Origin of the sequence: Polymorphospora sp. A560 (assembly GCF_045781765.1) — a bacterium.
GTDB classification, from domain to species: Bacteria; Actinomycetota; Actinomycetes; order Mycobacteriales; family Micromonosporaceae; genus Polymorphospora; species Polymorphospora lycopeni.
Map to the genome: position 1 here is coordinate 5,395,493 of NZ_CP122282.1, position 26,040 is coordinate 5,421,532.

Here is a 26,040-nt window from a genome sequence, read left to right on the forward strand (position 1 = left end):
GATAGCAGCTCACAGCCTCATGCACCCAAAAACCGGCCTGGGAGGCTGTTGTGGACACCCCCGCCATCGGTGCTGGCACCCTCGCCACCACCGCCATCCTGATCACCCTCGGTTACACCGTTGCCTGCTCGGTCTGGCCGTTCAAAGCCTGCCGACGCTGCACCGGAACCGGCCGCCGACGCTCCCCGTCCGGCCGCGCGTTCCGGGAATGCCGCCGCTGCGACGGCACCGGCCGACGGCTACGCGCCGGCCGCCGAATCTACAACCGCATCAACCAGGTCCGCCGGGACGGCACCCGATGAACCGCCGCCGGCCCCGGCCGCACACCGACTGGTGTGCCCGTGACCACCGCTGCAACCTCGCCGAACACCGAGCCGAGGAGATCGTGGTCGACCTGCCCGGCCACGGCCAGGCCGTACTCACCCGCGTCCTGGTCGACGGCGGAGGCGAGTACGCCGACGTCCGACTCAGGATCGCGCTCGCCCCGGCCGAGCCGGCCGCCCGCCGGCAGCTCGGCACGCTGCTCGGCGACCTGCGCACGCTGGTCACCCGCGCGACGCTCGCCGGCCGACCGGCACCCGACCGGTACCGCCGGGGGGCGGCGTGATGAACGTGCTGTCGCTGTTCGCCGGGATCGGCGGTCTGGAACTCGGTTTGGAACGGGCCGGGATGACCGTCGTCGGTCAGGTCGAGATCGACCCGTTCTGCCGTCACGTGCTCGCCGCCCACTGGCCGGAGGTGCCCCGTCATGACGACGTCCGAACCGCTGTCGCCTGGTGGCGGTCCCGTCCCCGTCCCGCTGTTCACGTTGTCGCCGGTGGATTCCCGTGCCAGCCGGTCAGCGACGCGGGTCGCAAACTGGCACAGGCGGATCCCCGCTGGCTCTGGAACCCGATGGCCGACGTCATCGCCGACCTACGGCCCGAATGGGTCGTCGCCGAGAACGTGCCCGGTCTGCGAACCCGCGGACTCAACCTTGTTCTCGCCGACCTGCACCGACTCGGATACACCGCCCGTGCCGGCTACATCAGCGCTTGCGAGATGGGCGCCCCACACCCACGTAAGCGCCTGTTCATACTGGCCCACCCCCAAGGCCAAGGACGGTGCCCGTGGCGGGCTCAGCGAACCGGCCCTGCTACGCCGGATGGCGAAGACGGGCTCCGGGACGTGCGACCTGGGGGACGCGGTCGGTGGGCCACCGAACCCGACGTGGCTCGAATGGCTCATGGGGTTCCCGCCGGCGTGGACCGACGTCGCGCACTCGGAAACGCCGTCGTCCCTGACGTCGCCGAACACATCGGCCGACTGATCACCAACCGCACTGCGTCAGCCACCGCCAGGCGGGCCGCGTGATGGCCGACGACACCGCACCCGCCCTGCCGCGGCGTGTCCAGCGGCGCCGGTCCCGCGGCTGGCGCATGCCGGCAAACACCGTCTACGTCGGCCGGCCCGGCCGGTGGGGCAACCCGTTCCCCGCCGCGGAGCCGACCCCGGACGGCCGGGCCGAGGCGGTCGACCGGTACCGGCGGTGGATGGCCGGCCGGCCCGACCTGATCGCCGCCGCCCGCCGGGAACTCGCCGACCGGAACCTGGCCTGCTGGTGCCCGATCGGCCAGCCCTGCCACGCCGACATCCTGCTCGCCCACCTCACCGGGGACACGTCGTGACCCGGCCGACCACCATCCCCGACACCCTGCACACCGCCGCCGCCTACATCACCCGACACGGCTGGTTCCGCGGCTACCTCTACGACGCCCACGACGGCTGCCAGCGCAACTGCCCGGTCCACCGCACCGGCCTTTACCCGGCGTCGATCCTCGGCGCGGTCCGGGCCGCGCTGGTCGGCCAACCGAAGTGGTTCCTGACCAGCACCCCGCCCGGCACGGCCGACGCGTACGCGGCCACCCTCGATCACCTCAACCACCACCTGTCCAGCTACGGCGCGGCCGGGCTGCGTGCCCCGGTCATCCCGTGGTCGCACGCCCCTCGCCGGACCCCGGCCGAGGTAGTCGCCGCACTACGGGCCGCCGCTTCGACCGCGCCGCGTCGCCCGTTCGTCGGCCCGGCCGGGCTGGCACCGGTCGTGCCGCTGCACCCACGGACGAGCCGATCGGACCGGCCTTCGGCCGGGCTGTTCACCCTGCCCCGTCCCGCCTGACCTCCTGACCGACCGGAACGGAGAGAGTTTCCATGTCTGACCTGCTCACCGCCGCCCTCGGCTACGCCGAACGCGGCTGGCACGTCTTCCCGCTCATCCCTGACGACAAGCGGCCCGCCTTTCCCGCCCGGTGCACCGCGGAGCGCTGCGACCGCACTGACCCCCGATGCCACGCTGCCGGCCGGCACGTCGGTTGGGAGGAACGCGCCACCGTCGACCCGGCCCGTATCCGGCGGGCGTGGTCGGCCCGCCCGTACGGGGTCGGTATCGCGTGCGGCCCGTCCGGGCTGGTCGTGGTCGACCTGGACACACCCAAGCCCGACCAGACCCCGCCGGCCGCATGGCGGCTGGACGGTATCCGCGACGGCAGCGACGTGTTCACCGTCATCGCCGAACGCGCCGAACAGCCGGTGCCGGACCTGACCTACACGGTCACGACCGGCCGTGGCGGCACCCACCTCTACTACCGCCACCCCACCGGCGGCCCGGACCTGCGGAACACGGCCGGCCGCCTCGGTTGGCTGGTCGACACCCGCGCCCACGGCGGATACGTCGTCGCCGCCGGGTCGACCGCGAACGGTCAGCCGTACGTGGTCGCCGTCGACCTAGCCCCGATGCCGCTACCGCGTTGGCTGGCCGGGCTACTCGCCCCCGCGCCGATGCCGCCGGCCCGGCCGGTCGTGGTCGACTTGAACACCGACCGGACCGGCCGCTACCTCGCCGCCGCCATCCGGCGGGAAACCGCCCGCGTCACCGACGCCACCGAAGGCGAACGCAACCGGTGCCTCTACATCGCCTCGGTAGCCCTCGGCCAGCTCGTGGCCGGTGGCGCCCTGGCCGAAGACGACGCCGAAGCCGTGCTCGGCCAGGCGGCGACCCGCGCCGGCCTCGGCCGGGCCGAGACCGCCCGCACCGTACGGTCCGGGCTGACCGCCGGCCGCAAGCGGCCCCGGACGGTGGCCGCATGACCACCACCACGGAGACCACAGAGCCGGTGCGGGTGCAGGTCGGTACCGGCCCGGAAACGATCCGTGTCGTCAAGAACGCCCTACAGAACGGGCTGCTGCCCGACACCTACGTGTCCGCCGGGGATCTGGTCCACATGGAAACCGTCTCCGGTGGCCTGTCCGGCGGCGTAGACGAAGACTCCCCCCTGCCGGTGTCGGCGTCCCGGTTGAATCCGGCCGGGCTGGCCGGGCTGCTCGCCGAACACGCCTACGTCTACCGGCTGCGCACCCGCAAGAACAACAGCGGTGACCCCGAGGTGGTCGAAGAGGAGGTGACCCCGCCGCGGGACATCCTGTCATCGGTGCTGGCCGGCAAGACCTGGCCGAAGGTCGACGCGCTACGCGGGATCATCGGGGCGCCGGTGCTGCGACGGGACGGGACGTTGTTGCAGCGACCGGGCTACGACCCGGCGACCGGCCTCTATCTCGCCTCCAAGGTCGCCCTACCGCCGGTCCCGGACCGACCCACCGCGGAGCAGGTACGCCAGGCGCGAGAGTTCCTGCTCGGCCGGTTCCTGCGCGACTTCCCGTGGTCGACGGCGGCCGACCGGGCGAACTACGTCGCTCTGTTGGCGACGCCGATCCTGCGGCACTTCACCCGCTCCCTGACCCCGTTCGCGCTCATCGATGCGACCATGCCCGCGTCGGGCAAGAGCATCCTGACCGCGGGGCCGGGGATGTTGTACGGGCAGCGGATGATGCCGTGGGCCGACAGCGAGGAGGAGCTACGCAAGTCGATCACGGCCGTGTTGGCTGAACAGGTCGGCGTGGTCATCTGGGACAACGTCCCCGAGGGCACCGTCATCGACTCTGCGACCCTCGCCCTGCTCGTCACGGCCGGGGTGTGGTCGGATCGGCAGTTGGGGGCGTCGCGGAACGTGGCCACGGTCAATGACCGGCTGTGGATGGCCACGGGCAACAACCTCCAGGTCGGCGGCGACATGGCATCCCGCACGGTGCGGGTGCACCTCGATCCGAACATGCCCCGCCCCGACCAACGCGACCAATCCGGATTCGGTATCCCGCACCTTGACCAGTGGATCACCGTCCCCGCCAACCAGCTCACCGTGCTGTGGCACCTGCTGGTGCTGGTGCTGGACTGGACGAACAACGGCGCACCCCGTGCATCGGGGGTGTCGATGCGGCAGTTCACGCCGTGGGCGAACGCCCTCGGCGGGTTCCTCGGCCACCACGGCATCGACGGGTTCCTGACCAACGTCGCCGCCGTATCCGGGATCGATGAAGACGAAACCCGCTGGCGCGGGTTCCTCACCTGCTGGCACGACCGCCACGGTGGCCAGCCGATGACGGCCGCCGAGCTACGCCGCGACGCCGAACCCCAAACCTTCGGCGGCGACGTCGTTGACGCATGGGACGGGCAGTTCATCACCACCCACAACGGCCGCCTACCCAACCCACTGTCACTCGGCCGACTGCTCACCGGGCAGGTCGGCCGGTGGCGCGGCGACCACGTCCTACGCTCCCGCAAGAGCGAACGCGGCGACCGAAACGTCTTCTGGGTCGAACGCCACAACGGCTAGACCCCGGAAACCCGCTGAAACATCTCCGCAACGCAGCAACGCCGCAAAACCGGCCCGCTACCAGCACAAACACCCTGCGGAGATCTCCACCATCGAACAGAATCCATCTCCACAACGCCGCAACCTCTGTGGGGATAGCGGGCCGTTGCGGAGACGAACTCTCCGACCACCTCCTCATCTCCGCAAACGTTTTCCGAGGTCAAGGGCGCGTTTGCGGAGATGAGGGGATGAGGAGATGTTTCAGCCCTCAGCGCAGGAGCAACGACGGACCGCGACCGAGACACGGCCCGACCCGAAGCGAACGACCCCCTGAGAGCCCCTGAGACGGATCGACGCATACCAACACACCGGAACGCCTGAGATCTTGCGCCTACAACGCTCTCAGGGGGTCACCCTAAGCCCTTCTGTGGCGATACCTCCCTGATCCTCCACCGATGACCATCCGCGCACGAAAGGCACCCACCGTGCGAATCAGGCTGCACGGCACCCCCGCCGAGATAACCGCCACCCTCGCCACCCTCGCCGTAACGCTCGACATCCACACCATCAGCCGTCGCTACCGCGACCGATCACCCTCCACCTTGGAACGGATCTATCTCGACGCCAGCCCTCGCCGCACGAAGGAGTCAAAGTGATCTCGCTCCCGCTGAACGCGCTCATGACCACCGAGGAGCTTGCCGAATTGCTCAGTGTCGACCCGTCCACCATCCGCCGCTGGCGTACGACCAGCCCGGTACAAGGGCCGCCGTTCATCCGAATCTCGGAACGGGTCGTGAAGTACGCCCCTGAAGACGTCCGGCGCTGGCTCTCCGCCCGCCGGATCGACCCGGCGGTGGCCGCCTGATGGCGAACCCGCAAAACCCGCCGATCGGCGTCGACCTCTCCCCCGACGTCGAGCACCGGCCCGGCCGAGAGCAGGCGTACCGGGCACGGGTCCGCTGGACCGACCCGACGAGCAAACGGCGCCTGTCCAAGTCGCAATCGTTCAAGACCCCCGAAGCGGCTCAGGCATGGATTGACGACATGGTCGGCGCCGCCCAGGCCGGCATCGACCCCGCGGCCGCAACCAAACGCCTGGCCGAATACGGGGACAGCGTGATGTCGCTGGCCCTACGCGGGTTGGAACGAAAGACGCTCGACCCGTACTTGGCCGGCTGGCGTAGGCGCGTCGTGCCTGCTCTCGGTCACATCCCCGTTCGGATGCTCACCAATGGCGCCGTTGACCGGGCCGTTCACGGCTGGATTGCGGACGAGTGCAGCCGGTCGACCGTCAAGAACACCCTCGCCGTACTGGTACGCGTGATGGAACAGGCCGTGCGGGACGGGTTACGGGACCGCAATCCAGCAACCGTGACCGGATGGCAACACGCCTACAAACAGGCAGAAGACGAGTTGGACAACCCGCGATCCCTCGCACTGCGCGATTGGGAAACACTGACCACCCTCGCCGACGCCCTGATCGCACGATCCGCGCAACAGTTCGCCGGATGGGGCGACCTGGTGAAGTTCGCCGCGTGCACCGCCGCCCGAATCGGCGAGGTTTCCGGGGTCCGCGCGGAAGACGTCGACACGGACACGTGGATGTGGACCGTTCGCCGGCAAACGACTCCCGGACCGGGTGGCCTTATCGACAAGGGCACGAAAGGCAAACGCGCACGTACGGTGCCCCTGATCGAGGAAATCCGGCCGATCGTCGCCCGGCGGGTCGACGCCGTATCCGATCCTGCGGCCCGGCTGTTCACCGGACCGCGCGGCGGACGGATCAGCACCGCTGTTCTGCGTGACGCGACCCATTGGGATGAGGTGGTAACAAAGCTCGGATTCGAGCACCTTCGCCGGCACGACCTTCGACACACCGGCCTTACCTGGATGGCCGACGCCGGGGTGCCGGTGCACGTCCTACGCAAGATCGCCGGCCACGGTTCGCTGACCACGACCCAGCGGTACCTACACCCCGACCGGCAGGCGTTCACGGACGCCGGAACGGCCCTGAGCGCCCACCTGAAGGCGCTCCGGTCCCCAATTGGTCCCCAGGGACTCACCGCCTAGACGCCGCCGACCGTCCACGCGCGACAATGAAGAAGGCCGTTGACCAGGGCGCATGCCTCGGTCAACGGCCTTCTTTCGTTTGTCGGGACGGCCGGATTCGAACCGACGACCCCTTGACCCCCAGTCAAGTGCGCTACCAAGCTGCGCCACGTCCCGTTGCTGTCGCATGGTCCCCCTTGCGGCAGCCGGTACAGCGTAGCGCAGACCTTTCGACGACGCGCATCCGTATCCCCCTCCCGCGCGTCACCCCGCCCACCACACACCCCCTAGGCCATCCTAGGAGGCTAGGTGCCCATGGAAGAGCCTGATCAGGGACCCTGCCCCAGACACACCGGAGACACGCCCGCCCTGGTCCCTGATCACGTGGATCAAGGGGCCAGGGCGGTGGGCAGAAGGCGAAAGAGCGTCAGCCGTGGGCTTTGCCTCGGCCGCCGGGGCCCAGGCGCTTGCGGGGGCGTACGGAGACCTCCACCGGACTGCCGGCGAAGCCGAACTCCTCGCGCAGCTTGCGCTCGACGAACCTCTGGTAGCCGGCGTCCAGCGGCCCCGTGGTGAACAACACGAACCGCGGCGGCGCCACCCCGGCCTGGGTCGCGAAGAGGATCCGGGGTGCCCGGCCGCCGCGCACCGGGTGCGGGGTCGCCTGCACCAGCGCGGTCAGCCACTGGTTGAGCTGCCCGGTCGGTACCCGGGTCTCCCAGCTCTCCAGGGCGGTACGCAGGGCGGGAGCGAGCTTCTCGACGGCCCGTCCGGTCTTGGCCGAGATGTTCACCCGGATCGCCCACGGGATCCGCTTCAGCTCCCGGTCGATCTCCTTGTCGAGGTAGTAGCGCCGGTCGGCGTCGACCAGGTCCCACTTGTTGAAGGCGATCACCAGGGCCCGGCCGGCCTCGATCACCATCGTCAGGATCCGCTGGTCCTGCTCGCTGATCGGTTCGGCGGCGTCGAGGAGTACGACGGCGACCTCGGCCGCCTCGATGGCGCCGGCGGTACGCAGGCTGGCGTAGTACTCGGTGCCGCTGGCCTGGCTCACCCGCTTGCGCAGCCCGGCGGTGTCGACGAACTGCCACGGCTGGCCGCCGATCTCGACCAGGCTGTCGACCGGGTCGACGGTGGTGCCGGCGACCGAGTCGACGACCGCCCGCTCCTCGCGGGACACCCGGTTGAGCAGGCTCGACTTGCCGACGTTCGGCCGGCCGACGAGGGCGACCCGGCGCGGGCCGCGTACGCCGGGCTCGCTGACCGGCGGTGCCTCCGGCATCGCCTTGATGATCGCGTCGAGCAGGTCGCCGGAGCCGCGGCCGTGCAGGGCCGACACCGGGTGTGGTTCGCCGAGCCCGAGGGACCACAGCGACGTCGCCTCGACCTCCAGGGCCGCGTTGTCGACCTTGTTGGCGACCAGCAGCACCGGCTTGGCGCTGCGGCGCAGCATCCGTACGGCGGCCTCGTCTACGTCGGTGGAGCCGACGACGGCGTCGACGACGAAGACGACGACGTCGGCGGTGCCGATCGCGATCTCGGCCTGCGCGGCGATCGCGGCGGCCCGGTCCTTGGCGTCGGGTTCCCAGCCGCCGGTGTCGACCACGGTGAACTGGCGGCCGATCCACTGGGCGTCGTACGGCACCCGGTCGCGGGTCACCCCGGGGGTGTCCTCGACGACCGCCTGCCGCCGTCCGATGATCCGGTTGACCAGGGTCGACTTGCCGACGTTCGGCCGTCCCACCACGGCGACGACCGGAACGGGACCGGTCGGCTCACCGGCGTCGGCCTCGGACTCCTCCTCCAGCTCTACCCACTCGTCCCACTCGTCCCGGTCGGTCACCTGAGCCCACCCATACCCTCGCTCGATTCTTCTGCGGCGGCACACACCACGAAACCGCTCACAGCGACACCTTGGTGGCCACGAGCTGCCGCAGGTAGGCGACGACCTCGTCGATGCCCATCTCGGTGGTGTCCAGTTCCACCGCGTCCACCGACTGCCGTAGCGGATCGGCGGCCCGGGTGGAGTCGAGCCGGTCCCGGCGGGCCAGGTCGGCGGCGGTGGCGTCGACGTCGGTGGCGTACTCGGCGCTGCGCCGCCGCGCGCGGGCGTCGGCGGACGCGGTCAGGTAGACCTTCAGCTCGGCGTCGGGAGCGACCACCGCGGCGATGTCCCGGCCCTCGACGACGATCCAGCCGGCCGCCGCGATGATCTCCCGTTGGCGGGCGACCATGAGCTTGCGGACGGCGGGTACGGCGGACACCGCGGAGACCGCGGCGGTGACCTCCGGGCCACGGATGTCGGTCTCGACCGGGGTGTCGTCGACGCGTACGCGCGCCACGTGCGGGTCGGTCCCGATCTCGAGGTCGAGTTCGGCGGCCACCTTCGCCACCGAGTCGGCGTCCTGCGGGTCGACGTCGCTGCGCAGCACCGCCCAGGTGACCGCCCGGTACATCGCGCCGGTGTCGAGGTAGCGGGCGCCGAGCGCGTCCGCCAGCCGGCGGGAGACGGTGGACTTACCCGAACCGGACGGCCCGTCCAGGGCGATCACACATCGCCCGGCCCGTACCTTTTCCGCCACCGTTCCTCCTAGCCGGTCTCGACATCCACGGACTCACCGGTTCCGACACCCACGGACTGCCCGTTTCCCTGGTCCATCATGCCCCGGTACGCCGAACGCACCGACGCCGGCCACCGGCAACCGGGGGCCGGGCCGGCGCCGCGGGCCGGCGGGAAGGCGTCGCCGCACGTCAGCGGGCACGACGGGGCCACGCCCGCGGGCGGGGTGGGCGGAGGTCAGTCGCCGACGGCCTTGAAGAGGGCGGCGACCTCGGCGTTGGTGAGCCGGCGGTTGCGGCCGGGCCGCAGGTCGCCGAGGCGGATCGGGCCGATCGAGGTGCGGATCAGCCGGGACACCGGGTGGCCGACCTCGTCCAGCAGCCGCCGCACGATGTGCTTGCGGCCCTCGTGCAGGGTCACCTCGACCTGGGCGGTGCGGCCGAGGCTGTCGACGACCCGGAACGCGTCGAGCCGCGCCGGCCCGTCCGACAGCTCCACGCCGGCCATGAGCCGCTTGCCGAGGTTCTTCGGCACCGGGCCGGCCACCTCGCACAGGTAGGTCTTCTGCACCCCGTACGACGGGTGCATGAGCTTGTTGGCCAGGGTGCCGTCGTTGGTGAGCAGCAGCAGGCCCTCGCTGTCGGCGTCGAGCCGCCCGACGTGGTAGACCCGCTCCTCGACCCGGTCGAGGAAGTCGGCCAGCGCGGTGCGGCCCTTCTCGTCGTCCATGGTCGAGACGACGCCGCGGGGCTTGTTCAGCGCCAGGTAGACCAGCCGGGTGTCGGTGATCAGACGTTCGCCGTCGACGCGGATCTCGGCGACCCTGGGGTCGGCCTTGTCGCCGAGTTGCGCGACCCGCCCGTCGACGGTGACCCGGCGGCGGAAGATCAGGTCTTCGCAGGCGCGGCGGGATCCCACCCCGGCGGCGGCGAGCACCTTCTGGAGGCGTTCGGGGCCGCGGGTCTCATCGCTGGGCATCGGCTATCTCTTCCACGTCGTCGGGCAGGAACGGGGCGAGCGGCGGCAGTTGGTCGACCGTGTCGAGTCCCAGTTTCTCCAGGAACAGCACGGTCGTCCGGTAGAGGAACGCCCCGGTTTCGGACTCGGTGCCGCATTCCTCGACGAGTCCGCGTGTCACCAGGGTACGGAGCACCCCGTCACAGTTGACACCCCGGATGGCGGAGATCCTCGACCGGGTCACCGGCTGCTTGTAGGCGACCACGGCGAGGGTCTCCAGCGCGGCCTGGGTGAGCCGGACGGACTGCCCGTCGAGGACGAACCGTTCGACGTAGGCGGCGTATTCCGGCCGGGTGTAGAGCCGCCAGCCGCCGGCGGCGCGGCGCAGTTCGAAGCCGTGCCCGGCGGCGGTGTAGTCGGCCGAGATACGTTCCAGGGTCGCGGTGACCCGGGCGGTCGGCTGCTCCAGCACCTGGGCGAGGACGACGTCGGCGACCGGCTGGTCGACGACCAGCAGGATCGCCTCCAGGGCGCCGCGCAGCTCGGCGTCGTCGGTCAGGGCCGGCAGTTCGGGTTCGGGTCGCCGGTCGCGCGCCGCGGTCCGGTTGCCCTTCCTTCCCGGTACGGGCACCGCCGGCTCCGGTCCGGCGGCCGGTTGCGCCGGCGGGCCGGAGCCGGCGGGCTCGCCGGAAGCTGGCGGGCCGGAGCCGTTGGGCTCCGCCGTCGCGGCGTCCCCGCCCGTGGGGTCGGTCGGCTCCGGTTCCCCGGCCGGTGGCGGGTCCTCGGCGGCGGGCCGGTCCCGGACGGCCGGCGGGGTGGGCTCGTCCGGTACGGCGGGCTTGTCCCGGACCGCCGGGGCGGCGGGTCCGGTCGCCTCGGTCGGTCCGGCCGGCTCGACCGGTCCGCTCGGCTCGGTCGACGGCTCGACCGGTTCGGCGGGCGTCGTCGCGGTGCCGGTGGTCGGGTCGGCGTCGACGTCGGTGACCGGGCGCGTCCCGGGGAGCGGTTCCGCGGGCTCGCCGGCGGGCGCCGCACCGTCCGGCTCGGCGCCGGAGACGTCGACCGAGACCGTCCCGACCGGAGCCCGGTCGTCCGGGCCGGAGTCGGCGAGAGCCCGGTCGTCTGGCCCGGGGTCGGCGAGAGCCCGGTCGTCCGGGCCGGGGTCGGCTGCAGCCGGGTCGGCTTGCTCGTCGGGCTTGCGGGGGGCGGCGGTCCGTTCCCACGGCGGCACCCACGCCGCCGCCTGTTCGGCCAGTGACTCCCGGCGCTCGTCGCCGTTCACCGTGCCTCCTCCCCGTCCCGCACACCGGCGCCGGCCGCCTCCGGGGCGCCGCCCGCGGTCGGGCCGTCCCCGGCGGCCGGGGTGCCGGCGTACTCGTCGATGTCCAGTTCGGCGTCGGCGTCCTGGCCGCCGTTCCACCGCACGGTCAGCTCCCCCAGCGCCTGCACCTGGGTGAAGTCGACCAGGCCCTCGCGGTAGAGCTCCAGCAGGGCCAGGAACCTCGCCACCACCTCCAGCGTCGACTCGCAGTCGGCGCAGAGCACGTCGAAGGTCGCGGTGCCGGCCCGTCGCAGCCGGTCGCGCAGGATCGCGGCGTGTTCGCGGACGCTGACCCGGACCTGGTGGATGTGCGCGATCGACACCACCGGCACCGGTTTCGGCGTCATCGCCTTGACGGCGAGTTTCAGCAGCCGCTGCGGGCCGACGCCGAGGACGAGTTCGGGCAGCGCCTGGGCGTACCGGTCCTCGAGGGTGACCGCCCGCGGGTAGCGGCGGGCGCCGACCGCCTCGAGTTCGGCGATGTGCGCGGCGGCCTCCTTGAACGCCTTGTACTGCAGCAGCCGGGCGAAGAGCAGGTCGCGCGCCTCGAGCAGGGCGAGGTCCTCCTCGTTCTCGACGTCGGCGGCGGGCAGCAGCCGGGCCGCCTTCAGGTCGAGGAGGGTCGCGGCGACCAGCAGGAACTCGCTGGCCTCGTCGAGGTCCCATTCGTCGCCCATCGCCCGGATGTAGGCGATGAACTCGTCGGTGACCCGGTGCAGGGCGACCTCGGTGACGTCGAGCTTGTGTTTGCCGATGAGTTGCAGCAGCAGGTCGAACGGGCCGGTGAAGTTCTCCAGCCGTACCGTGAACCCGGTGCCGGCCTCGTCGCCGCCCGGCCCGGCCGCCGGGTCGGTGCCCGGCGGTGCTGCGGGTACGGCGTCGGGGGCGGTCACCTGCTGACCGTAGTGCACTGTGATCGGGGCCTCCGCTGCGGTCAACGGGCGGACTGCTGCGCGATCACCTCGCGGGCCAGTTGCCGGTAGTTGCGCGCTCCGGACGAGGCCGGGTCGAGCGTGGTGATCGGGGCGCCGGCGACGGTCGACTCGGGGAACTTGACGGTCTTGGTGATGACGGTCTGGTAGACCTTGTCACCGAACGCCTCCACGACGCGTTGCAGCACCTGCCGGCAGTGGGTGGTGCGGCTGTCGTACATGGTGGCGAGGATGCCTTCGAGTTCGAGGTCGAAGTTGAGCCGTTCGCGGACCTTGTCGATGGTGTCCAGCAGCAGCGCGACCCCGCGCAGGCTGAAGAACTCGCATTCCAGCGGGATCAGCACGCCGTTGGCGACGGTGAGCGCGTTGATGGCGAGCAGGCCCAGCGACGGCTGGCAGTCGATGAGGATGTAGTCGTATTCCTTGCGGATGGAGCGCAGCACCCGGGCCAGCGCCATCTCGCGGGCGACCTCGTTGACGAGCTGTATCTCCGCCGCCGACAGGTCGATGTTGGCCGGCAGCAGGTGCAGGCCGGCCACGTCGGTCTTGATCAGGACGTCCTCGGCGGTGACGTCGTCCTGCATCAGCAGGTTGTAGACCGACAGGTCGAGGTTGTGCGGGTTGACGCCGAGACCGACGGACAGCGCGCCCTGCGGGTCGAAGTCGACGAGCAGGACCTTGCGGCCGTATTCGGCCAGCGCGGCGCCCAGGTTGATCGTCGTCGTGGTCTTGCCGACGCCGCCCTTCTGGTTGGCCATCGCGATGATGCGGGCCGGACCGTGCCGGTCGGTGGGCATCGGTTCGGGGATGGGTTTGCGCATCGTGTAGGCGGCCGGGTCGGCGGGGCCGAGTTCGGCACCGAGGTCCAGGCCGGCCTGCTGTTCGCGGAGGCTGGAGGTCCACGCCTCGGCCCGGTCACCGTTGCCAGCCATTGAACGTCACGCCCCCTCCCGACGACCGCCGCGCGCCGGACCCGACCGGAGCCCTGGAACACCCCGCTGCCGTGGCCGCACCCCCCGGGTCCGGTGCCACCGTCGTTCCGGTGTCACCCGCGTACCGGTGGTGACCTTCACGGCGTGGCGAGCCTCCCGTTGCCACCGCCGGCGACGCTCGCGCCGCCTGCGACTGTACGCCACGTCCGGGGACCTCCGCCGGCACCGGGTCGGCGTGTCGACACTCCGGTGAAACGGGTCCGGCCCGTGGTCACCGGGCGGATCGGGCCGGTGGTCACCCGCGGGCGCGGGGGTGGGAAGTGGCGTACACCTCACGGAGCCGGTCGACGGTCACCAGGGTGTAGACCTGGGTGGTGGTCACCGAGGCGTGGCCGAGCAGTTCCTGCACGACCCGTACGTCGGCGCCGCCGTCGAGCAGGTGCGTGGCGTACGAGTGACGCAGGGTGTGCGGCGACACCGCCCGGGCGCCGTCGACGGGCAGGCCGGCGCGCTGGGCGGCACGGCGCAGGATGGTCCAGGCGCTCTGCCGCGACAGCGGCCCGCCCCTGGCGTTGAGGAAGACCGCCGGGGTGCCCCGGCCGGCGGCGACCAGGCCGGGCCGGGCCCGGACCAGGTATGCGTGCAGGGCGGCGACGGCGTAGCCGCCGATCGGCACCAGCCGGGTCCGGCCGCCCTTGCCGTGCAGGGTGGCGGCGCCGGCCGGCAGGTCGAGGTCGTCGACGGCGGCACCGACCGCCTCGGAGATCCGCGCGCCGGTGCCGTACAGGAACTCCAGCAGGGCCCGGTCGCGCAGGCCGAGCGGGGCGGCGTCGGCGGCGGTGCCGTCCGGGCCGGCGGCCTCCAGCAGGGCGACCACCTCGGTGACGTCGAGCGCCTTCGGCAACCGGCGCGGCGGTGCCGGCGGGCGTACGTCGCGGCTGGCGTCGTGGCCGACGAGTCCCTCGCGTACGGCGAAGCGGTGCAGTCCGCGTACGGCGCTGGCGGCCCGGGCGGCGGAGGCGGCCGACAGCGGCGGGTGGTCGGTGTCGCCCTCGCGCAGCCGGGCGACGTGCGCGGCGACCTGCGCCGGCCCGATCGCGGCGAGGTCGTCGACGCCGTCGGCCGCCAGCGTGTCGAGGTAGCGGTCCAGGTCCCGCCGGTACGAGGTGAGGGTGTTCGCCGACAGGCCGCGCTCGACGGTCAGGTGGTCGAGGTAGGTGCGGACCGCACGCCGCAGGGCCGGTGCCGGGACTGGCCGGTCACCGGCCTTCGCGGCCGTGGTCGACGCCGTCAGGCGAGCACCTCCGCGAGCGGCAGGGTGGTCATGCCGTGGGCCTCGGCGACCGGGCCGTAGGTGACCTGGCCGTCGTGGGTGTTCAGGCCCAGGGCGAGGGCGGGGTCGCGGCGCAACGCGTCGCGCCAGCCGCGGTTGGCCAGTTCCAGCGCGTACGGCAGGGTGACGTTGGTCAGCGCGTACGTGCTGGTGTGCGGGACGGCGCCGGGCATGTTGGCCACGCAGTAGAACAGCGAGTCGTGGACCTTGTAGACCGGGTCGGCGTGGGTGGTGGGGCGGGAGTCCTCGAAGCAGCCGCCCTGGTCGATGGAGATGTCGACCAGTACGCTGCCGGGCTTCATCCGGGACACCAGCTCGTTGGAGATCAGGGTCGGGGCCTTGGCGCCGGGCACCAGGACCGCGCCGATGACCAGGTCGGCGTCGATGACGGCCCGCTCGATCTCGTACGCGTTGGAGGCGACGGTCTGCAGGTGGCCGCGGTAGTCGGCGTCGGCGTCGCGCAGCCGGGCGATGTTCTTGTCCAGCAGCAGCACCTCGGCCTGCATGCCGAGCGCGATGGCGGCGGCGTTCATGCCGGATACACCGGCGCCGATGACGACGACCTTGGCCGCGTAGACGCCGGGGACGCCGCCCATGAGCACGCCGCGCCCGCCGCCGGAGCGCATCAGGTGGTACGCCCCGACCTGGGGGGCGAGGCGGCCGGCGACCTCGGACATCGGGGCGAGCAGCGGCAGCGACCGGTCGGGCAGTTCGACGGTCTCGTACGCGATCCCGGTGACCTTCCGGTCGATCAGGGCGTCGGTGCACTCCTTGGAGGCGGCCAGGTGCAGGTAGGTGAACAGCACCTGGCCGGGGCGCATCCGGTGGTGCTCCTCGGTGATCGGTTCCTTGACCTTCAGGACCAGGTCGGCGGTCTGCCACACCTCGTCGGCGCTGGGCGCGATGGTCGCGCCGGCGGCGGCGAACTCGTCGTCGGTGATCGACGAGCCGAGGCCGGCGCCGGTCTCGACGTAGACCTGGTGGCCGTTGCGGGTGAACTCGTGGACCCCCGCGGGGGTGATCGCCACACGGTACTCGTGATTCTTGATCTCGCGCGGGATTCCGACCTTCACAACGCACACCCCTCAATCCGTGCGGCGGACGCGCCTCGTTGCCCGTCTGCGCCGAACCTGACCGCGGCAGTCTAGAACCGATAACCTGCGCCGGTCGGGCATCAGGCTGGTATCCAACCGCCCCGTCGCCTGACATCTTGTTACCCCGGCCGGGGTGCCGCCACCCGGGCGGCGGGCAACCCGTCGGCAAGCCCTTTGCGGCAGCTCACGGGCATTCGCGTCGGCCATCCGACATGAACCGTACTGGGATCTTCTTAACAATTCAGGAAACGTGCCGCATTTCCACACTGACACGGAGAGGCTAGATCACTATGCTCCCGCCTCATGACTAACCCTCAATACCCGGGTCAGTACCCCGGCGCGGCCGGCGGCTACTCGGACAAAAGCAAGCTGGTGGCCGGCTTGCTCGGCATCTTCCTCGGCGGCTTCGGCGTCGGGCGGTTCTACATCGGCGACACCAAGACCGGCGTACTCCAGCTCGTCGTCACCCTCATCACCTGTGGTCTCGGCTCGCTCTGGGGCCTCATCGACGGCATCCTCATCCTTGTCAACGGCGGTACCGACGCGCAGGGACGCCCCCTGCGGGACTGACGCGAAACGCCCCCGGGGGTGACGGACCGACCCGTCGACCCCCGGGGGCGCGAAACCCCCGGCGCGGCTACCGCTCGCCGGCGCCGGCCGTGGGCAACGGCGCGTCGGCCGGCCGCAGCGGCGCCCACCCGGCGTCGCGGGCCCGCGCGGCGGCCAGCAGACCACCCACCGCCGCCGCGTTCGTCACCGCGCCGGTGAAGACCATCGCCACCGCCTCATCGAGGTCCACCCGCGCCACCCGCATCGTGGCCTCCTCGCCGTGCCGCTCGTGCCGCTCCCCGTCGGGAACCGGTGTCAGGTCCCGGGCCAGGAAGACCCGGATCATCTCGTTCGAACAGCCCGGCGAGGTGTGCAGGTCGGCGAGCACGTCGATCCGGCCGGCCCGCAGGTCGGCCTCCTCCGCCAGCTCGCGCAGCGCCGCCTCGGGCAGCCCCTCCCCCCGCACGTCGATCAGGCCCGCCGGCAGCTCCCACAGCCGCTGCCGCACCGGATGCCGGTACTGCTCGACCAGCACCACCCTGCCGTCGGCGTCGAGCGCGACCACACCGACCGCGCCGACGTGCCGTACGTAGTCACGGGCCGCGACCCCACCGCCGGGCATCGTCACCTCGTCGGTGACGACCGAGAACACCGGCCCGTCGAACCGCTCGACGCTGGACCGGACCTCGAAGACGTGCCCGCCGTCCGGCGTGCTCACCTGCCGGCCTTCGCCGGCTTCGCGGCGCCGTTGCGGCCGGCGAACTCCACCGACCCGTCCGCGGCGACGCCGGTGTGCGGGTCGACCGCGCCCGGCACCGCCGGCGGCTCCGGTGCCTCGGCGCCGGGCCGGGCCTCCTGCGGGCCGCCGAGGTCGACCGGCAACTGGTCGGCCGAGGCGTACCTGACGACCGCGCCGACGAACGCCGCGAACAGCGGGTGCGGCCGGGTCGGCCGGCTCTTCAGCTCCGGATGCGCCTGGGTGGCGACGAAGAACGGGTGCAGGTCGCGGTCGAGTTCGACGAACTCCACCAGCCGGCCGTCCGGGGACGTGCCGGAGATCCGCAGCCCGGCCTCGGTCAACGCGTCCCGGTAGGCGTTGTTGACCTCGTAGCGGTGCCGGTGCCGCTCGCTGACCCTCGTGGTGCCGTACGCCTGCGCGACGATCGACCCCTCGGCCAGCTTCGCGTCGTACGCCCCCAGCCGCATCGTGCCGCCGAGGTCGCCCTTGCCGGCGACGATGTCGGTCTGGTCGGCCATCGTCGAGATCACCGGGTGGGTGGCCTGGTCGTCGAACTCCAGCGAGTTCGCCCCGTCGAGGCCGGCCGCGTGGCGGGCCACCTCGATCGCCATGCACTGCAGGCCGAGGCACAGCCCGAGGATCGGCACCCGGTTCTCCCGCGCGAAGCGGGCCGCGCCGACCTTGCCCTCGATGCCGCGTACGCCGAAGCCGCCGGGGATCACGATCCCGTCGACGCCGGACAGCGCGGCCGCCGCCCCGGCCGGGTCGACGCAGTCGTCGCTGGGCACCCACCGCAGCTGCACCCGCGCCCGGTGGTGGAACCCGGCCGCCCGGATCGCCTCGCTGACCGACAGGTAGGCGTCGGGCAGGTCGACGTACTTGCCGACCAGCGCCACCGTCACCGTGTGGTGCGGGTGGTGCACCCGGTCGAGCAGGTCGTCCCAGCCGCTCCAGGCCACGTCCCGGAACGACAGCCCGAGCCGGCGTACGACGTAGGCGTCGAGGCCCTCACGGTGCAGCACCTTCGGGATGTCGTAGATGCTGGGCGCGTCGGGCGCGGCGATGACCGCCTCCCGGTCGACGTCGCAGTACAGCGACAGCTTGTGCTTGAGCTTGTCCGGGATCTCCCGGTCCGACCGGCACACGATCGCGTCCGGCTGGATACCGATGTTGCGCAGCTGGGCGACCGAGTGCTGGGTCGGCTTGGTCTTCAGCTCCCCGGACGGCGCCAGGTAGGGCACCAGCGAGACATGCAGGTAGAAGCAGTTGTCCCGGCCGAGGTCGTGGCGGACCTGCCGGATCGCCTCCAGGAACGGCAGCGACTCGATGTCGCCGACCGTGCCGCCGACCTCGGTGATCACCACATCGGGTGTTCGGCCGTCCTCGTCCGGGTCGCCCATCGCGAGGATGCGGGCCTTGATCTCGTTGGTGATGTGCGGGATCACCTGGACGGTGTCGCCGAGGTACTCGCCGCGCCGCTCCTTGGCGATCACCGCCGAGTAGATCTGGCCGGTGGTCACGTTCGCCTTGCCGGACAGGTCCCGGTCGAGGAACCGCTCGTAGTGCCCGACGTCGAGGTCGGTCTCGGCCCCGTCGTCGGTGACGAAGACCTCACCGTGCTGGAACGGGTTCATCGTCCCCGGGTCGACGTTCAGATAGGGGTCGAGCTTCTGCATCACGACCCGCAGCCCACGGGCGGTGAGCAGGTTACCGAGGCTGGAGGCGGTCAGGCCCTTTCCGAGCGAGGAGGCAACGCCCCCGGTGACGAAGATGTGCCTGGTCGTCCGTGCTGAAGGGGCCAACGCCTGCTCCCGTGGTCGTCTGTTGCAGTAGTGCAGACCAGCGGATCAGGAATGTGATCACGCCATCCACGGGATTCCACCCTAACACCTCGGGCCGGGCCCCCGACGCCCGCCTCGCGGCAGGTCAGGGCCGTCGCTCACGGTGATCCGACCGGAACGTCCCTGGTCGGGGCGTCGGGCCGGGGCCCGTCCGGCCCGCCGTCGGCGGTCTCCGCCGCCGGCCCGGCCGCCGCGCCCACGCCACCGGACCCGCCGGCCGTAGACGCCGACGCCGGATCGTCGACCAGCGGCAGCACCGGCGGCCTCGTCCGGTCGGCGGAGTGGCCGAGCACCCGCAACGCCGCCAGCGCCGCCAGCGGCACCGTCGTCGCCGCCGCCGCGCCCGCCACGTTGAACGCCGAACCGCCCATCACGCCGCCGATCACGGTGGCGACCGCGATACCGCCCATCCCGGCCCGGACCGCCGGGTAGATGCCGAACAGCCGCTTCAGGCCACCCCAGGTACGCAGCAGCGCGAACCACACCAGCACCGCGCCGACCAGCGCGATCACCGTCAGCGAGCTGCCGACCAGCGCCTCCATGTTCGCGGTCGCCGTACGCTGCACGGTCATCCCGCTGGTGCCGTCACCGAGCGCGCCGAGGAACCGGCCGAGGCTGCCCCGCTCGGCGACCGGCCGGCGCAGGTCGATCACCGCGAACCCGGCCGTGACCGCCAGCCCGGCCATCGTCGCCCAGGCGACCCGGGCCAGGCTGAGCCAGCCGCCGGTGCTGATCGCCGCGGCGATGGCGACCCCGGCCGTCAGCGCGACCGCGCCGACCGGGTCGGCGCCCAGATAGGGGCTGCCGACGACGACCACCCCGATCCCGCCGACGGCGACCATGACCGCCGGCCGCCACGTACGCCGTACCTGCTGGGCCAGGCAGCCGGCGGCGAGCAGCACCCCGGCGACGAAGACGCCGAGGCCGACCACGCCGACACCGGCGTACCGGCCGCCCTCCAGCGCGGAGTAGCCGGTGACGCCGTTGAGTTGCAGCTGGGCGCCGGTGAGCACGTCGACGCCGACCACGACGGCGGCGATCGTCGCCGCCGTACCCATCGGTCCGAGCGTGGCCGGGTACGGCCGGCTCAGCCGCACCACCGCGGTCGCCAGCGCCAGCGTGACCAGCGCCACCGCGCCGAAGAGCAGCCCGGCGTGGGTGGCCCGCCACCAGGGCACGACGTCGGCCAGCAGGGCGGCCGGGATCGCCAGCGCCGCCGCGACCAGCAGCACCTCGACGACGGCCACGACCCGGGGCGGCACCGGCGCCGGACCGGGCGGCCCGCCGTGCGGCCGGGCCCGGCGCAGCAGCGGCACCACGGCGACGGCCAGCAGCACCTGGAAGACGGCGAGCAGGCCGAAGAACCAGTCGGCGACGGTCCGCTGGGCGCGGGCCTCCCGGTCGGCGTCGTTGGGGGCGACGACCGCCTCGGGCAGGTCGGCGGGGCGGCCGACGACGGTGCTGGCGGGGTGGCCGACGAAGAGCCGCTCCGGCATCGGCCGGCCGAGCACGGCGACGACGGTCGGGGCGATGTCGACCAGTTGCAGGTAGCCGTCGCGCTGGGTGCTGGCCGAGGTCAGCCAGCCCGCCTCCCAGCCCGGGCCGTCGGCGACCGCGACGTGCAGCCGCGACGACTGGTCGGTGTCGGAGACCCCGGCGACCAGCACCAGCGACCGGTCCGGCCGGGCGTCGAGGACCCGGGCCAGCTCGGCGTCGGCGCGGGCGGCGGCCGCGGCCCGCTCCGCCGGGTCCTCGCCGCTGACCGTGCCGAGGTCGACGATGCTCAGTACGCACGACGCCAGCAGGTCGCCCGGGTCGGCGGGCAGCTCCGGCTCGTACCGGTCGACCCGGCCGAACGGGCGGGCGGCGGCGACGGCGGCGCCCGGGCCGACCGCGACGGTGCAGCGCATCGACTCGGCCAGCGCCCCCGGCACGGTCCCCCACGGCAGCCGCTCCTGGTTGTAACGGACCGCGGTGCGCTGGTCGGGCAGGTTGGCGCCGATGCCGTCGGGCTGCTCGACGACCACGTCCGACGGCGGGCACTCGCCGGTGACGGGGTCGGCGTCCCAGGCGGCGTAGCTGCCGGCGCCCAGGGTGAGCCAGCCGTCGACGGGGCACGTCGGTTTGCGGGCCGAGCGTACGGCCAGCGAGCCGATCGAGCCGCGTTCGGCCATCGCCCACAACGTCGGGGTGTTCTCCTGGCTGACGTCGTCCCAGCGCAGCCCGGCGACCCCGACGACGACCGCGTAGTCGGCGGAGCCCTGCGGCGCGCCGGTGGCCGGCCGTACCACCAGGGCCGCGATCGCGGTGACCACCACCAGGGCGGTCAGCAGGATCGGCAGGACGCGACGCAGCATCAGGCGCGTCCCCCGGCCGTGCCGCCGTCGCCGGCCCGCCGGTCGGCGACGCCCCCGCCGGCCGGGACCAGTTCGGCGTAGACGGCCGCGAGCTCCGCGACGGTGTCGGCCTCGCGCGCCCAGGTGGCGGCCCGTTCCGGACCCAGCCGGCCGAGTTCGGCCCGGCGGTCGTCGTCGGCGAGCAGGTCGCGTACGGCCGTGTCGACGGCGTCGACGTCGCCGGGCGGCACCAGCACGGCGGCGTCGCCGACGAGGTCGGGGATGCCGCCGACCCCGGTCGCGACCAGTGGCACCCCGGCGTGCAGCGCCTCCTGGGCGAAGAGTTGCCGCGCCTCCCAGTCGCTGGTGACCAGGGCCAGGTCGGCGCCGGCGAGCAGGTCGGCGATGTCGGTGCGGTGCCCGAGCAGGGTGACCGGGGCCCGGGAGGCGGAGACCCGGGCGGCGAGCTGGATGTAGCTGGGGCCGCTGCCGGCGATCACCACGACCGGCGGCGGGTCCAGGGACCGCCAGCGGGCGGCAGCGTCGACGAGGATGTCGTAGCGCTTCTGCGGGTGCAGCCGGCCCACCGAGACGATCAGCGGCTGGCCGGCGGCGACGCCGAACTCGGCGCGTACGGCGGACCGGCCGCGCCGTGGCGCGGGCAGGGCCGGCGCGGCGACCGGCGCGAGCCGGGCGTCGCGGGCGCCGAGCGCGCGGGCCCGGTCGACGAGGTCCTGCGAGGCGCCGAGCGCGACCCGGGCGGCGCGGGCGACGACCCGCTCGACCAGCCGCGACACCCGCCCGCGCAGGCCGGTGGCGAGGACCGCGTTGTGCCAGGTGACGACGAGCGGCTGGGCCGGCCGGGCCAGGGCGGCGACCAGGCCGGCGCGCAGCCCGTGGGCGTGTACGACGTCGACCGGCCCGGCGAGCACCCGGCGCAGCGCGGCGACCGCCCGCCCGTCGGCCGGGGTCGGGTTGGCCGGGATCTCCACCGCGACGAAGCGGGCCCCGGCCGCGGTGAACCGGAACTGCTCCTCGGTGCCGGCGGGGCCGCACACCGTGACGGAGGCGCCGGCGGTGGCCAGCCCGCGGGCGACGGAGGCGACGTGCTGGCCGACGCCGCCGGTGCTGGAGGCGAGGACGAGCGCCACCGCGCCCGTGAAGTGCGTAACCGTTGCGTCCGCCTCGGTCACCGCGGATCCGTCCCCTCTGCGTCGTCGTGCCGGTCGGGGCCGTCGCGACGGCCCCCGCGCAGCCGGCGCCCGACCGCTGCCACCATCGGACGCAGGTCGTGGCGGTCCAGCGGGTAGGCGACACCGGCGAACACGAGCGCCACGACGGCTCCGGCAAGCATGCCCTGCAGCAGTGCGACGGTGTGCGCCGGGGTGCCGCCGCCGGCGTCCGCCGCAGGCCAGAGGCTCAGGCCCGCCCCGGCCAGCCAGTTGCCGACCACCGTACCGGCCAGCGCGGCGAGGCCACCGGCCAGCAGGGCGACGCCGGCCGCCCGGGGCAGGCCGGCGACGGCGCCCGGCCCGGCCCGGCGGGCGACGGCGACGACCAGCACCGCGCCGAGCACCACCATCCCGACCGAGTTGGCGCCGGTCACCGCCGGCACCCGCTGGTCGTCGGGTACGGCCGCGGCCAGCAGCACGGCGGCGGCCGGTACGGCGAGCCAGCCGAGCCCGGTCGCCACGGCGGCGGCGCGGGTGTCGCCGCGGGCGTACAGCGCCCGGGACAGCACCGCGAACAGGCCGTAACCGAGCAGTCCGGGGGCGAACCCGACGATGCCGGCGGCGGCCTGTTCGGCGGCCACCCCGGTGAAGAAGAACTGGGCGACCGGGCGGGCGACGGCGGTCAGCGCGGCGGCACCGAGCGTCGCCAGCAGCAGCACCCGCCGGACCGTCGGGGCGAGGGTGGCCCGGTAGCCGTCCTCGTCGCCGGTGGTGTGCGCGGCCGCCAGGGCCGGGTAGGCGGCGACCGCGAGCGGCACCGCCAGCACCGACCACGGCAGCAGGTAGATCGTCTGGGCCAGGTTGTAGGGCACGACGGCGTCGACGCCGGTCGCGCCGCCGGAGACCAGGTTGAGCGACACCAGCAGGGCGACCTGCTGCCCGGCGACGGTGACCGCGCCGGCCACCGCCAGCCCGCCGACGCGGCGCCGGGCGTCGGCGTCGAACGCGTACGTCGGCGCCGGCCGCAGCCGCAGCGCGCGCAGCGGGATCAGCAGCGACAGCGACAGTACGACCACCCCGGCGGTGGTGCCGACGGCGAGGATCAGTTCGCCGGCCAGGTCGACGCCGGCGATGTCGACGCCGCGGCCCTGGGTGCCGGCGAAGACGAGGTAGGCGGCCATGACGGTGACGCTGGACAGCAGCGGGGCGATGACCGGCCAGGCGAACCGGCGGTGTGCCTGCAGCACGCCGGTGAGCACGATCCCGATGCCGTACAGCGGCAACTGCGGGGCGAAGATCCGCAGCATCCGGGCGCCGACGGCGACCTCGGCCGGGGTCGGGTCGTTGGCGATCGCGGCGACGATCGGACCGGCGAACACGGCGACGACGACGGCCAGCGGCACCAGCAGGGTGACCGTCCAGGTGAGCAGGGCGCCGGTGGTGGCCGCGACCGCGGCCCGGTCGCCGGCCGCGATCGCGCCGGCCAGCAGCGGTACGACGAGACTGGCCAGCGCCCCGCCGGCCACGATCTCGAAAATGATGTTGGGGACGGTGTTGGCGATCAGGTAGACGCCGCCGAGGTCGGTGCCGCCGACGACCCAGGTGAACACCCCGGTACGGGCGAACCCGGCCAGCCGGCTCGCGACGGTCAGTACGGCGATCAGCGCGGCGGCGCCGGCGATCCGACCGGCGCCGGTGACCGTACCCGGCGTGCCCACGTCAGGCGCTGCGCCGGCCCAGCGCGTCCAGCTCCCGCAGTCCCGGGGTGCGCTGGATCACCTGGGTGAAGCTGACCTTCTCGCTGGCAGCGGTCAGCGCGGTGACGACCGCGAGGATCCCGGCCCGGCCCAGCGGCCCGCTGCGCGCGGCCAGCGCCACCCCGAGCAGCGCGCCGAGCGCGTTGGCGCCGGAGTCGCCGAGCATGACCCGCTCGTCGAGGTCGTCGGGCAGCAGCGCGGCGGCGGCACCGACCGGCCCGGCGGCCAGTCCGCCGGCGGGGCCGGACACCAGCGGGGCGCCGAGCAGCAGCCCCGACTTCAGCGCCCGGCCGGGGCGCAGGTCGAGCAGGTTGACCAGGTTGGCGGTGCCGGCGACGACCCCGGCGCCGAGCAGCACGTCGACGACCCGGCCGGCCCGGCGCTGCCCGCGGCGGTGGCGGTGGCCGCGTACGGCCGGGTCGGCGGCGAGCAGGGTCGCGGCGGCGAGTCCGGCCGCGCCCACCCCGGCGATCTTCACCAGGCCGCTGGTGACCCGCCCGTCCCGCAGCGCGGACAGGTGGCCGGCGAAGCCCTTGGCCGTCTTCTGGTCGGGGCGGGCGCCGACGACGTCGTCGTAGAGGCCGACGGCCCCGGACGCGAGTCCGGCGACCGCGGCGGCGGCACCGGACGCCGGGCCGGGTGCCCCGGCGGCAGCCGCCACCGACGCCCCGACGGCCAGCGCCGGGCCGGCGGCCAGGGTCACGGTACGGCCACGGAAGTTGGTGCGGTCCAGGGCCGGCGCCCGTGGGGTGGCGGTCACGGCCCCCAGCGCGGCCCGGGCGGCGAGCACTCCGGCGCCGGCCACCAGCAGGCGGCCGGCGAGACGTCGGGCGTTCACTCGGTCAGCTTCGGCACGAGCGAGGCGGCGCCGCTGTTGACGCCGTACTGGCCGGCCCGGTTGAACATGAACTGTTCGGTCAGGGCGAGCGCGGTGACCAACTGGCCCTGCAGCGTGTTGGCGTGGTCGACGGTCGAGATCGTCTTGGAGAGGGTGGGGTCGCCGCGGACGACCGCGACGACGTTGCCGCCACTGGCACCGCTGCCGGCGACGACGAGCGGCCCGACCCGGTCGAACTGCACGGCGACGGTGACCACGGCCGAGTCCTTCTTGGCGAAGTCCCGGTCGACGTACGGCTGGCCGGTGACCAGCAGGACCGCCTGGGCCGGGGTGCCGATCTGCTCGTCGGCGTTGATGTAGCCGGCGGTGCGGTAGGCGCTGAGCACCGACTTGACGTCGGCCTCGGTGACCGGCGGGGTGCCCTGCGGGCGTTCGAGCAGCACGTTGGCCAGCAGCGCGGCCGATGTCTCCACGCCGTCGCTGTTGCGGGGCAGGTCCGCGGCCGGCACGCTGGTCGGCAGCGCGCGGGTGGCGAGTTCGAGCAGTTCGGTGCCGTTCTCCGGGTCGACGAACTTGTCCAGCACCTCGACCCGCCCGGTCACGCTGGCCCCGGCGGTCTCGAGCATCGCGGTGACCCCCTCGACGTGGTCCTGGCCGGACGGCAGCACCACGAGCGCGACGCGCCGGTCGGTGAGCTTGCCGGCGAGCATCACCGGGGCGGCCTCGGCGACGAAGTCCTCCTCGAGGTCGACCTCCCGCTGGAGGCTGCTGACCGACTCCCGCAGCTGCTGGTTGTCCTTGCGCAGCGCGTTGACGTTGTCCTTCAGCGAGTCGGCCACCGGTCCGTTCAACGCCGCTGTGCCGACGACCAGGCCGATGGCCAGCGCCAGGAACACCGCGGTGAGCGATACCACGTGGTACCGGAAATTGATCACGCCTGAAGCC

The 26,040-nt window shown here is 73.2% G+C and carries 24 protein-coding genes, 1 tRNA gene and 2 pseudogenes; 11 read left to right on the forward strand and 16 right to left on the reverse strand.

Translation table 11 applies throughout. The features are described 5' to 3' along the window. Positions 1-50 precede the first annotated feature (50 nt). The 10 genes from QCD66_RS24025 (at position 51) to xerC (ending at position 6,755) form a co-directional block, all read left to right on the forward strand. A complete protein-coding gene (locus QCD66_RS24025) occupies positions 51-302 on the forward strand; it encodes a hypothetical protein (protein WP_407566792.1) in 252 nt (83 codons plus the stop codon). After that, complete coding sequence (locus tag QCD66_RS24030; RefSeq protein ID WP_375736120.1) at positions 299-607, forward strand: hypothetical protein; 309 nt, start codon at positions 299-301, stop codon at positions 605-607. The genes QCD66_RS24025 and QCD66_RS24030 overlap by 4 nt, the downstream gene beginning before the upstream one ends. Continuing rightward, a complete protein-coding gene (locus tag QCD66_RS24035; RefSeq protein ID WP_375736121.1) occupies positions 607-1,353 on the forward strand; it encodes a DNA cytosine methyltransferase in 747 nt (248 codons plus the stop codon). The genes QCD66_RS24030 and QCD66_RS24035 overlap by 1 nt, the downstream gene beginning before the upstream one ends. Then, positions 1,353-1,667, forward strand: a complete 315-nt coding sequence (locus tag QCD66_RS24040; RefSeq protein ID WP_375736122.1) for a DUF4326 domain-containing protein — start codon at positions 1,353-1,355, stop codon at positions 1,665-1,667. Before QCD66_RS24035 ends, QCD66_RS24040 begins: the two co-directional genes overlap by 1 nt. Continuing rightward, positions 1,664-2,158: a hypothetical protein gene (locus tag QCD66_RS24045; protein WP_375736123.1), complete on the forward strand. Its 495-nt coding sequence runs from the start codon at positions 1,664-1,666 to the stop codon at positions 2,156-2,158. Before QCD66_RS24040 ends, QCD66_RS24045 begins: the two co-directional genes overlap by 4 nt. Before the next feature lie 32 nt (positions 2,159-2,190). After that, positions 2,191-3,126, forward strand: a complete 936-nt coding sequence (locus QCD66_RS24050) for a bifunctional DNA primase/polymerase (protein ID WP_375736124.1) — start codon at positions 2,191-2,193, stop codon at positions 3,124-3,126. Further along, positions 3,123-4,706, forward strand: coding sequence for a hypothetical protein (locus QCD66_RS24055; RefSeq protein WP_375736125.1), 1,584 nt, complete (start codon positions 3,123-3,125; stop codon positions 4,704-4,706). Before QCD66_RS24050 ends, QCD66_RS24055 begins: the two co-directional genes overlap by 4 nt. 434 nt (positions 4,707-5,140) lie before the next feature. Further along, positions 5,141-5,341 (forward strand): hypothetical protein, encoded by a 201-nt coding sequence (locus QCD66_RS24060; RefSeq protein WP_375736126.1) that lies wholly within the window; start codon positions 5,141-5,143, stop codon positions 5,339-5,341. Next, complete coding sequence (locus QCD66_RS24065; RefSeq protein ID WP_375736127.1) at positions 5,338-5,550, forward strand: helix-turn-helix transcriptional regulator; 213 nt, start codon at positions 5,338-5,340, stop codon at positions 5,548-5,550. The genes QCD66_RS24060 and QCD66_RS24065 overlap by 4 nt, the downstream gene beginning before the upstream one ends. Next, positions 5,550-6,755, forward strand: coding sequence for a tyrosine recombinase XerC (xerC, locus tag QCD66_RS24070; protein WP_375736128.1), 1,206 nt, complete (start codon positions 5,550-5,552; stop codon positions 6,753-6,755). The genes QCD66_RS24065 and xerC overlap by 1 nt, the downstream gene beginning before the upstream one ends. An 82-nt stretch (positions 6,756-6,837) precedes the next feature. Here xerC and QCD66_RS24075 read toward each other — a convergent pair. The 9 genes and pseudogenes from QCD66_RS24075 to ald form a co-directional block, all read right to left on the reverse strand. Beyond that, positions 6,838-6,911, reverse strand: a tRNA-Pro gene (locus QCD66_RS24075). A 250-nt stretch (positions 6,912-7,161) separates the two neighbouring features. Continuing rightward, positions 7,162-8,577 carry a ribosome biogenesis GTPase Der gene (gene der / locus QCD66_RS24080; RefSeq protein WP_364221236.1) on the reverse strand — a complete coding sequence of 472 codons (1,416 nt, stop codon included), beginning with the start codon at positions 8,575-8,577 and terminating at the stop codon, positions 7,162-7,164. Positions 8,578-8,635: 58 nt separating this feature from the next. Next, the gene (gene cmk, locus QCD66_RS24085; RefSeq protein ID WP_375736129.1) at positions 8,636-9,316 is read right to left on the reverse strand and encodes a (d)CMP kinase; all 681 of its coding nucleotides are present in this window, start codon (positions 9,314-9,316) and stop codon (positions 8,636-8,638) included. A gap of 215 nt (positions 9,317-9,531) precedes the next feature. After that, positions 9,532-10,272 carry a pseudouridine synthase gene (locus tag QCD66_RS24090; RefSeq protein WP_364221230.1) on the reverse strand — a complete coding sequence of 247 codons (741 nt, stop codon included), beginning with the start codon at positions 10,270-10,272 and terminating at the stop codon, positions 9,532-9,534. Beyond that, a pseudogene (scpB, locus tag QCD66_RS24095) lies at positions 10,259-11,083 on the reverse strand (SMC-Scp complex subunit ScpB); the annotation flags it as partial. The pseudogene scpB and the gene QCD66_RS24090, both read right to left, overlap by 14 nt. Before the next feature lie 446 nt (positions 11,084-11,529). Then, on the reverse strand, positions 11,530-12,465 hold the full coding sequence (locus QCD66_RS24100; protein ID WP_364221227.1) for a segregation/condensation protein A: 936 nt from the start codon (positions 12,463-12,465) through the stop codon (positions 11,530-11,532). A 41-nt stretch (positions 12,466-12,506) separates the two neighbouring features. Beyond that, complete coding sequence (locus QCD66_RS24105; protein ID WP_364221224.1) at positions 12,507-13,436, reverse strand: AAA family ATPase; 930 nt, start codon at positions 13,434-13,436, stop codon at positions 12,507-12,509. A gap of 295 nt (positions 13,437-13,731) precedes the next feature. Beyond that, positions 13,732-14,730 (reverse strand): site-specific tyrosine recombinase XerD, encoded by a 999-nt coding sequence (locus tag QCD66_RS24110; protein WP_375736132.1) that lies wholly within the window; start codon positions 14,728-14,730, stop codon positions 13,732-13,734. Beyond that, complete coding sequence (ald, locus tag QCD66_RS24115; RefSeq protein ID WP_364221221.1) at positions 14,727-15,842, reverse strand: alanine dehydrogenase; 1,116 nt, start codon at positions 15,840-15,842, stop codon at positions 14,727-14,729. Before ald ends, QCD66_RS24110 begins: the two co-directional genes overlap by 4 nt. A 324-nt stretch (positions 15,843-16,166) precedes the next feature. Here ald and QCD66_RS24120 point away from each other — a divergent pair, with 324 nt between their 5' ends. Then, positions 16,167-16,433, forward strand: a complete 267-nt coding sequence (locus tag QCD66_RS24120; RefSeq protein ID WP_212817211.1) for a TM2 domain-containing protein — start codon at positions 16,167-16,169, stop codon at positions 16,431-16,433. 67 nt (positions 16,434-16,500) lie between these two features. Here the strand turns inward: QCD66_RS24120 and QCD66_RS24125 are convergent, their stop codons facing one another. From QCD66_RS24125 to QCD66_RS24155, 7 genes and pseudogenes are all read right to left on the reverse strand, one after another. Continuing rightward, positions 16,501-17,130, reverse strand: a complete 630-nt coding sequence (locus QCD66_RS24125) for an NUDIX hydrolase (RefSeq protein WP_364221218.1) — start codon at positions 17,128-17,130, stop codon at positions 16,501-16,503. 143 nt (positions 17,131-17,273) lie between these two features. Next, positions 17,274-18,953 (reverse strand): annotated as a pseudogene (locus QCD66_RS24130) (CTP synthase); the annotation flags it as partial. Between the two features lie 137 nt (positions 18,954-19,090). Continuing rightward, positions 19,091-21,349, reverse strand: a complete 2,259-nt coding sequence (locus QCD66_RS24135; protein WP_375736130.1) for a hypothetical protein — start codon at positions 21,347-21,349, stop codon at positions 19,091-19,093. Continuing rightward, a complete protein-coding gene (locus QCD66_RS24140; RefSeq protein WP_364221215.1) occupies positions 21,349-22,521 on the reverse strand; it encodes a glycosyltransferase family 4 protein in 1,173 nt (390 codons plus the stop codon). The genes QCD66_RS24135 and QCD66_RS24140 overlap by 1 nt, the downstream gene beginning before the upstream one ends. Further along, positions 22,518-24,218 carry a murein biosynthesis integral membrane protein MurJ gene (gene murJ, locus QCD66_RS24145; RefSeq protein WP_407566793.1) on the reverse strand — a complete coding sequence of 567 codons (1,701 nt, stop codon included), beginning with the start codon at positions 24,216-24,218 and terminating at the stop codon, positions 22,518-22,520. Before murJ ends, QCD66_RS24140 begins: the two co-directional genes overlap by 4 nt. Position 24,219: 1 nt before the next feature. Further along, on the reverse strand, positions 24,220-25,095 hold the full coding sequence (locus QCD66_RS24150; RefSeq protein ID WP_364221209.1) for a hypothetical protein: 876 nt from the start codon (positions 25,093-25,095) through the stop codon (positions 24,220-24,222). Next, the gene (locus QCD66_RS24155; protein WP_364221206.1) at positions 25,092-26,030 is read right to left on the reverse strand and encodes a copper transporter; all 939 of its coding nucleotides are present in this window, start codon (positions 26,028-26,030) and stop codon (positions 25,092-25,094) included. Before QCD66_RS24155 ends, QCD66_RS24150 begins: the two co-directional genes overlap by 4 nt. Positions 26,031-26,040 lie beyond the last annotated feature (10 nt).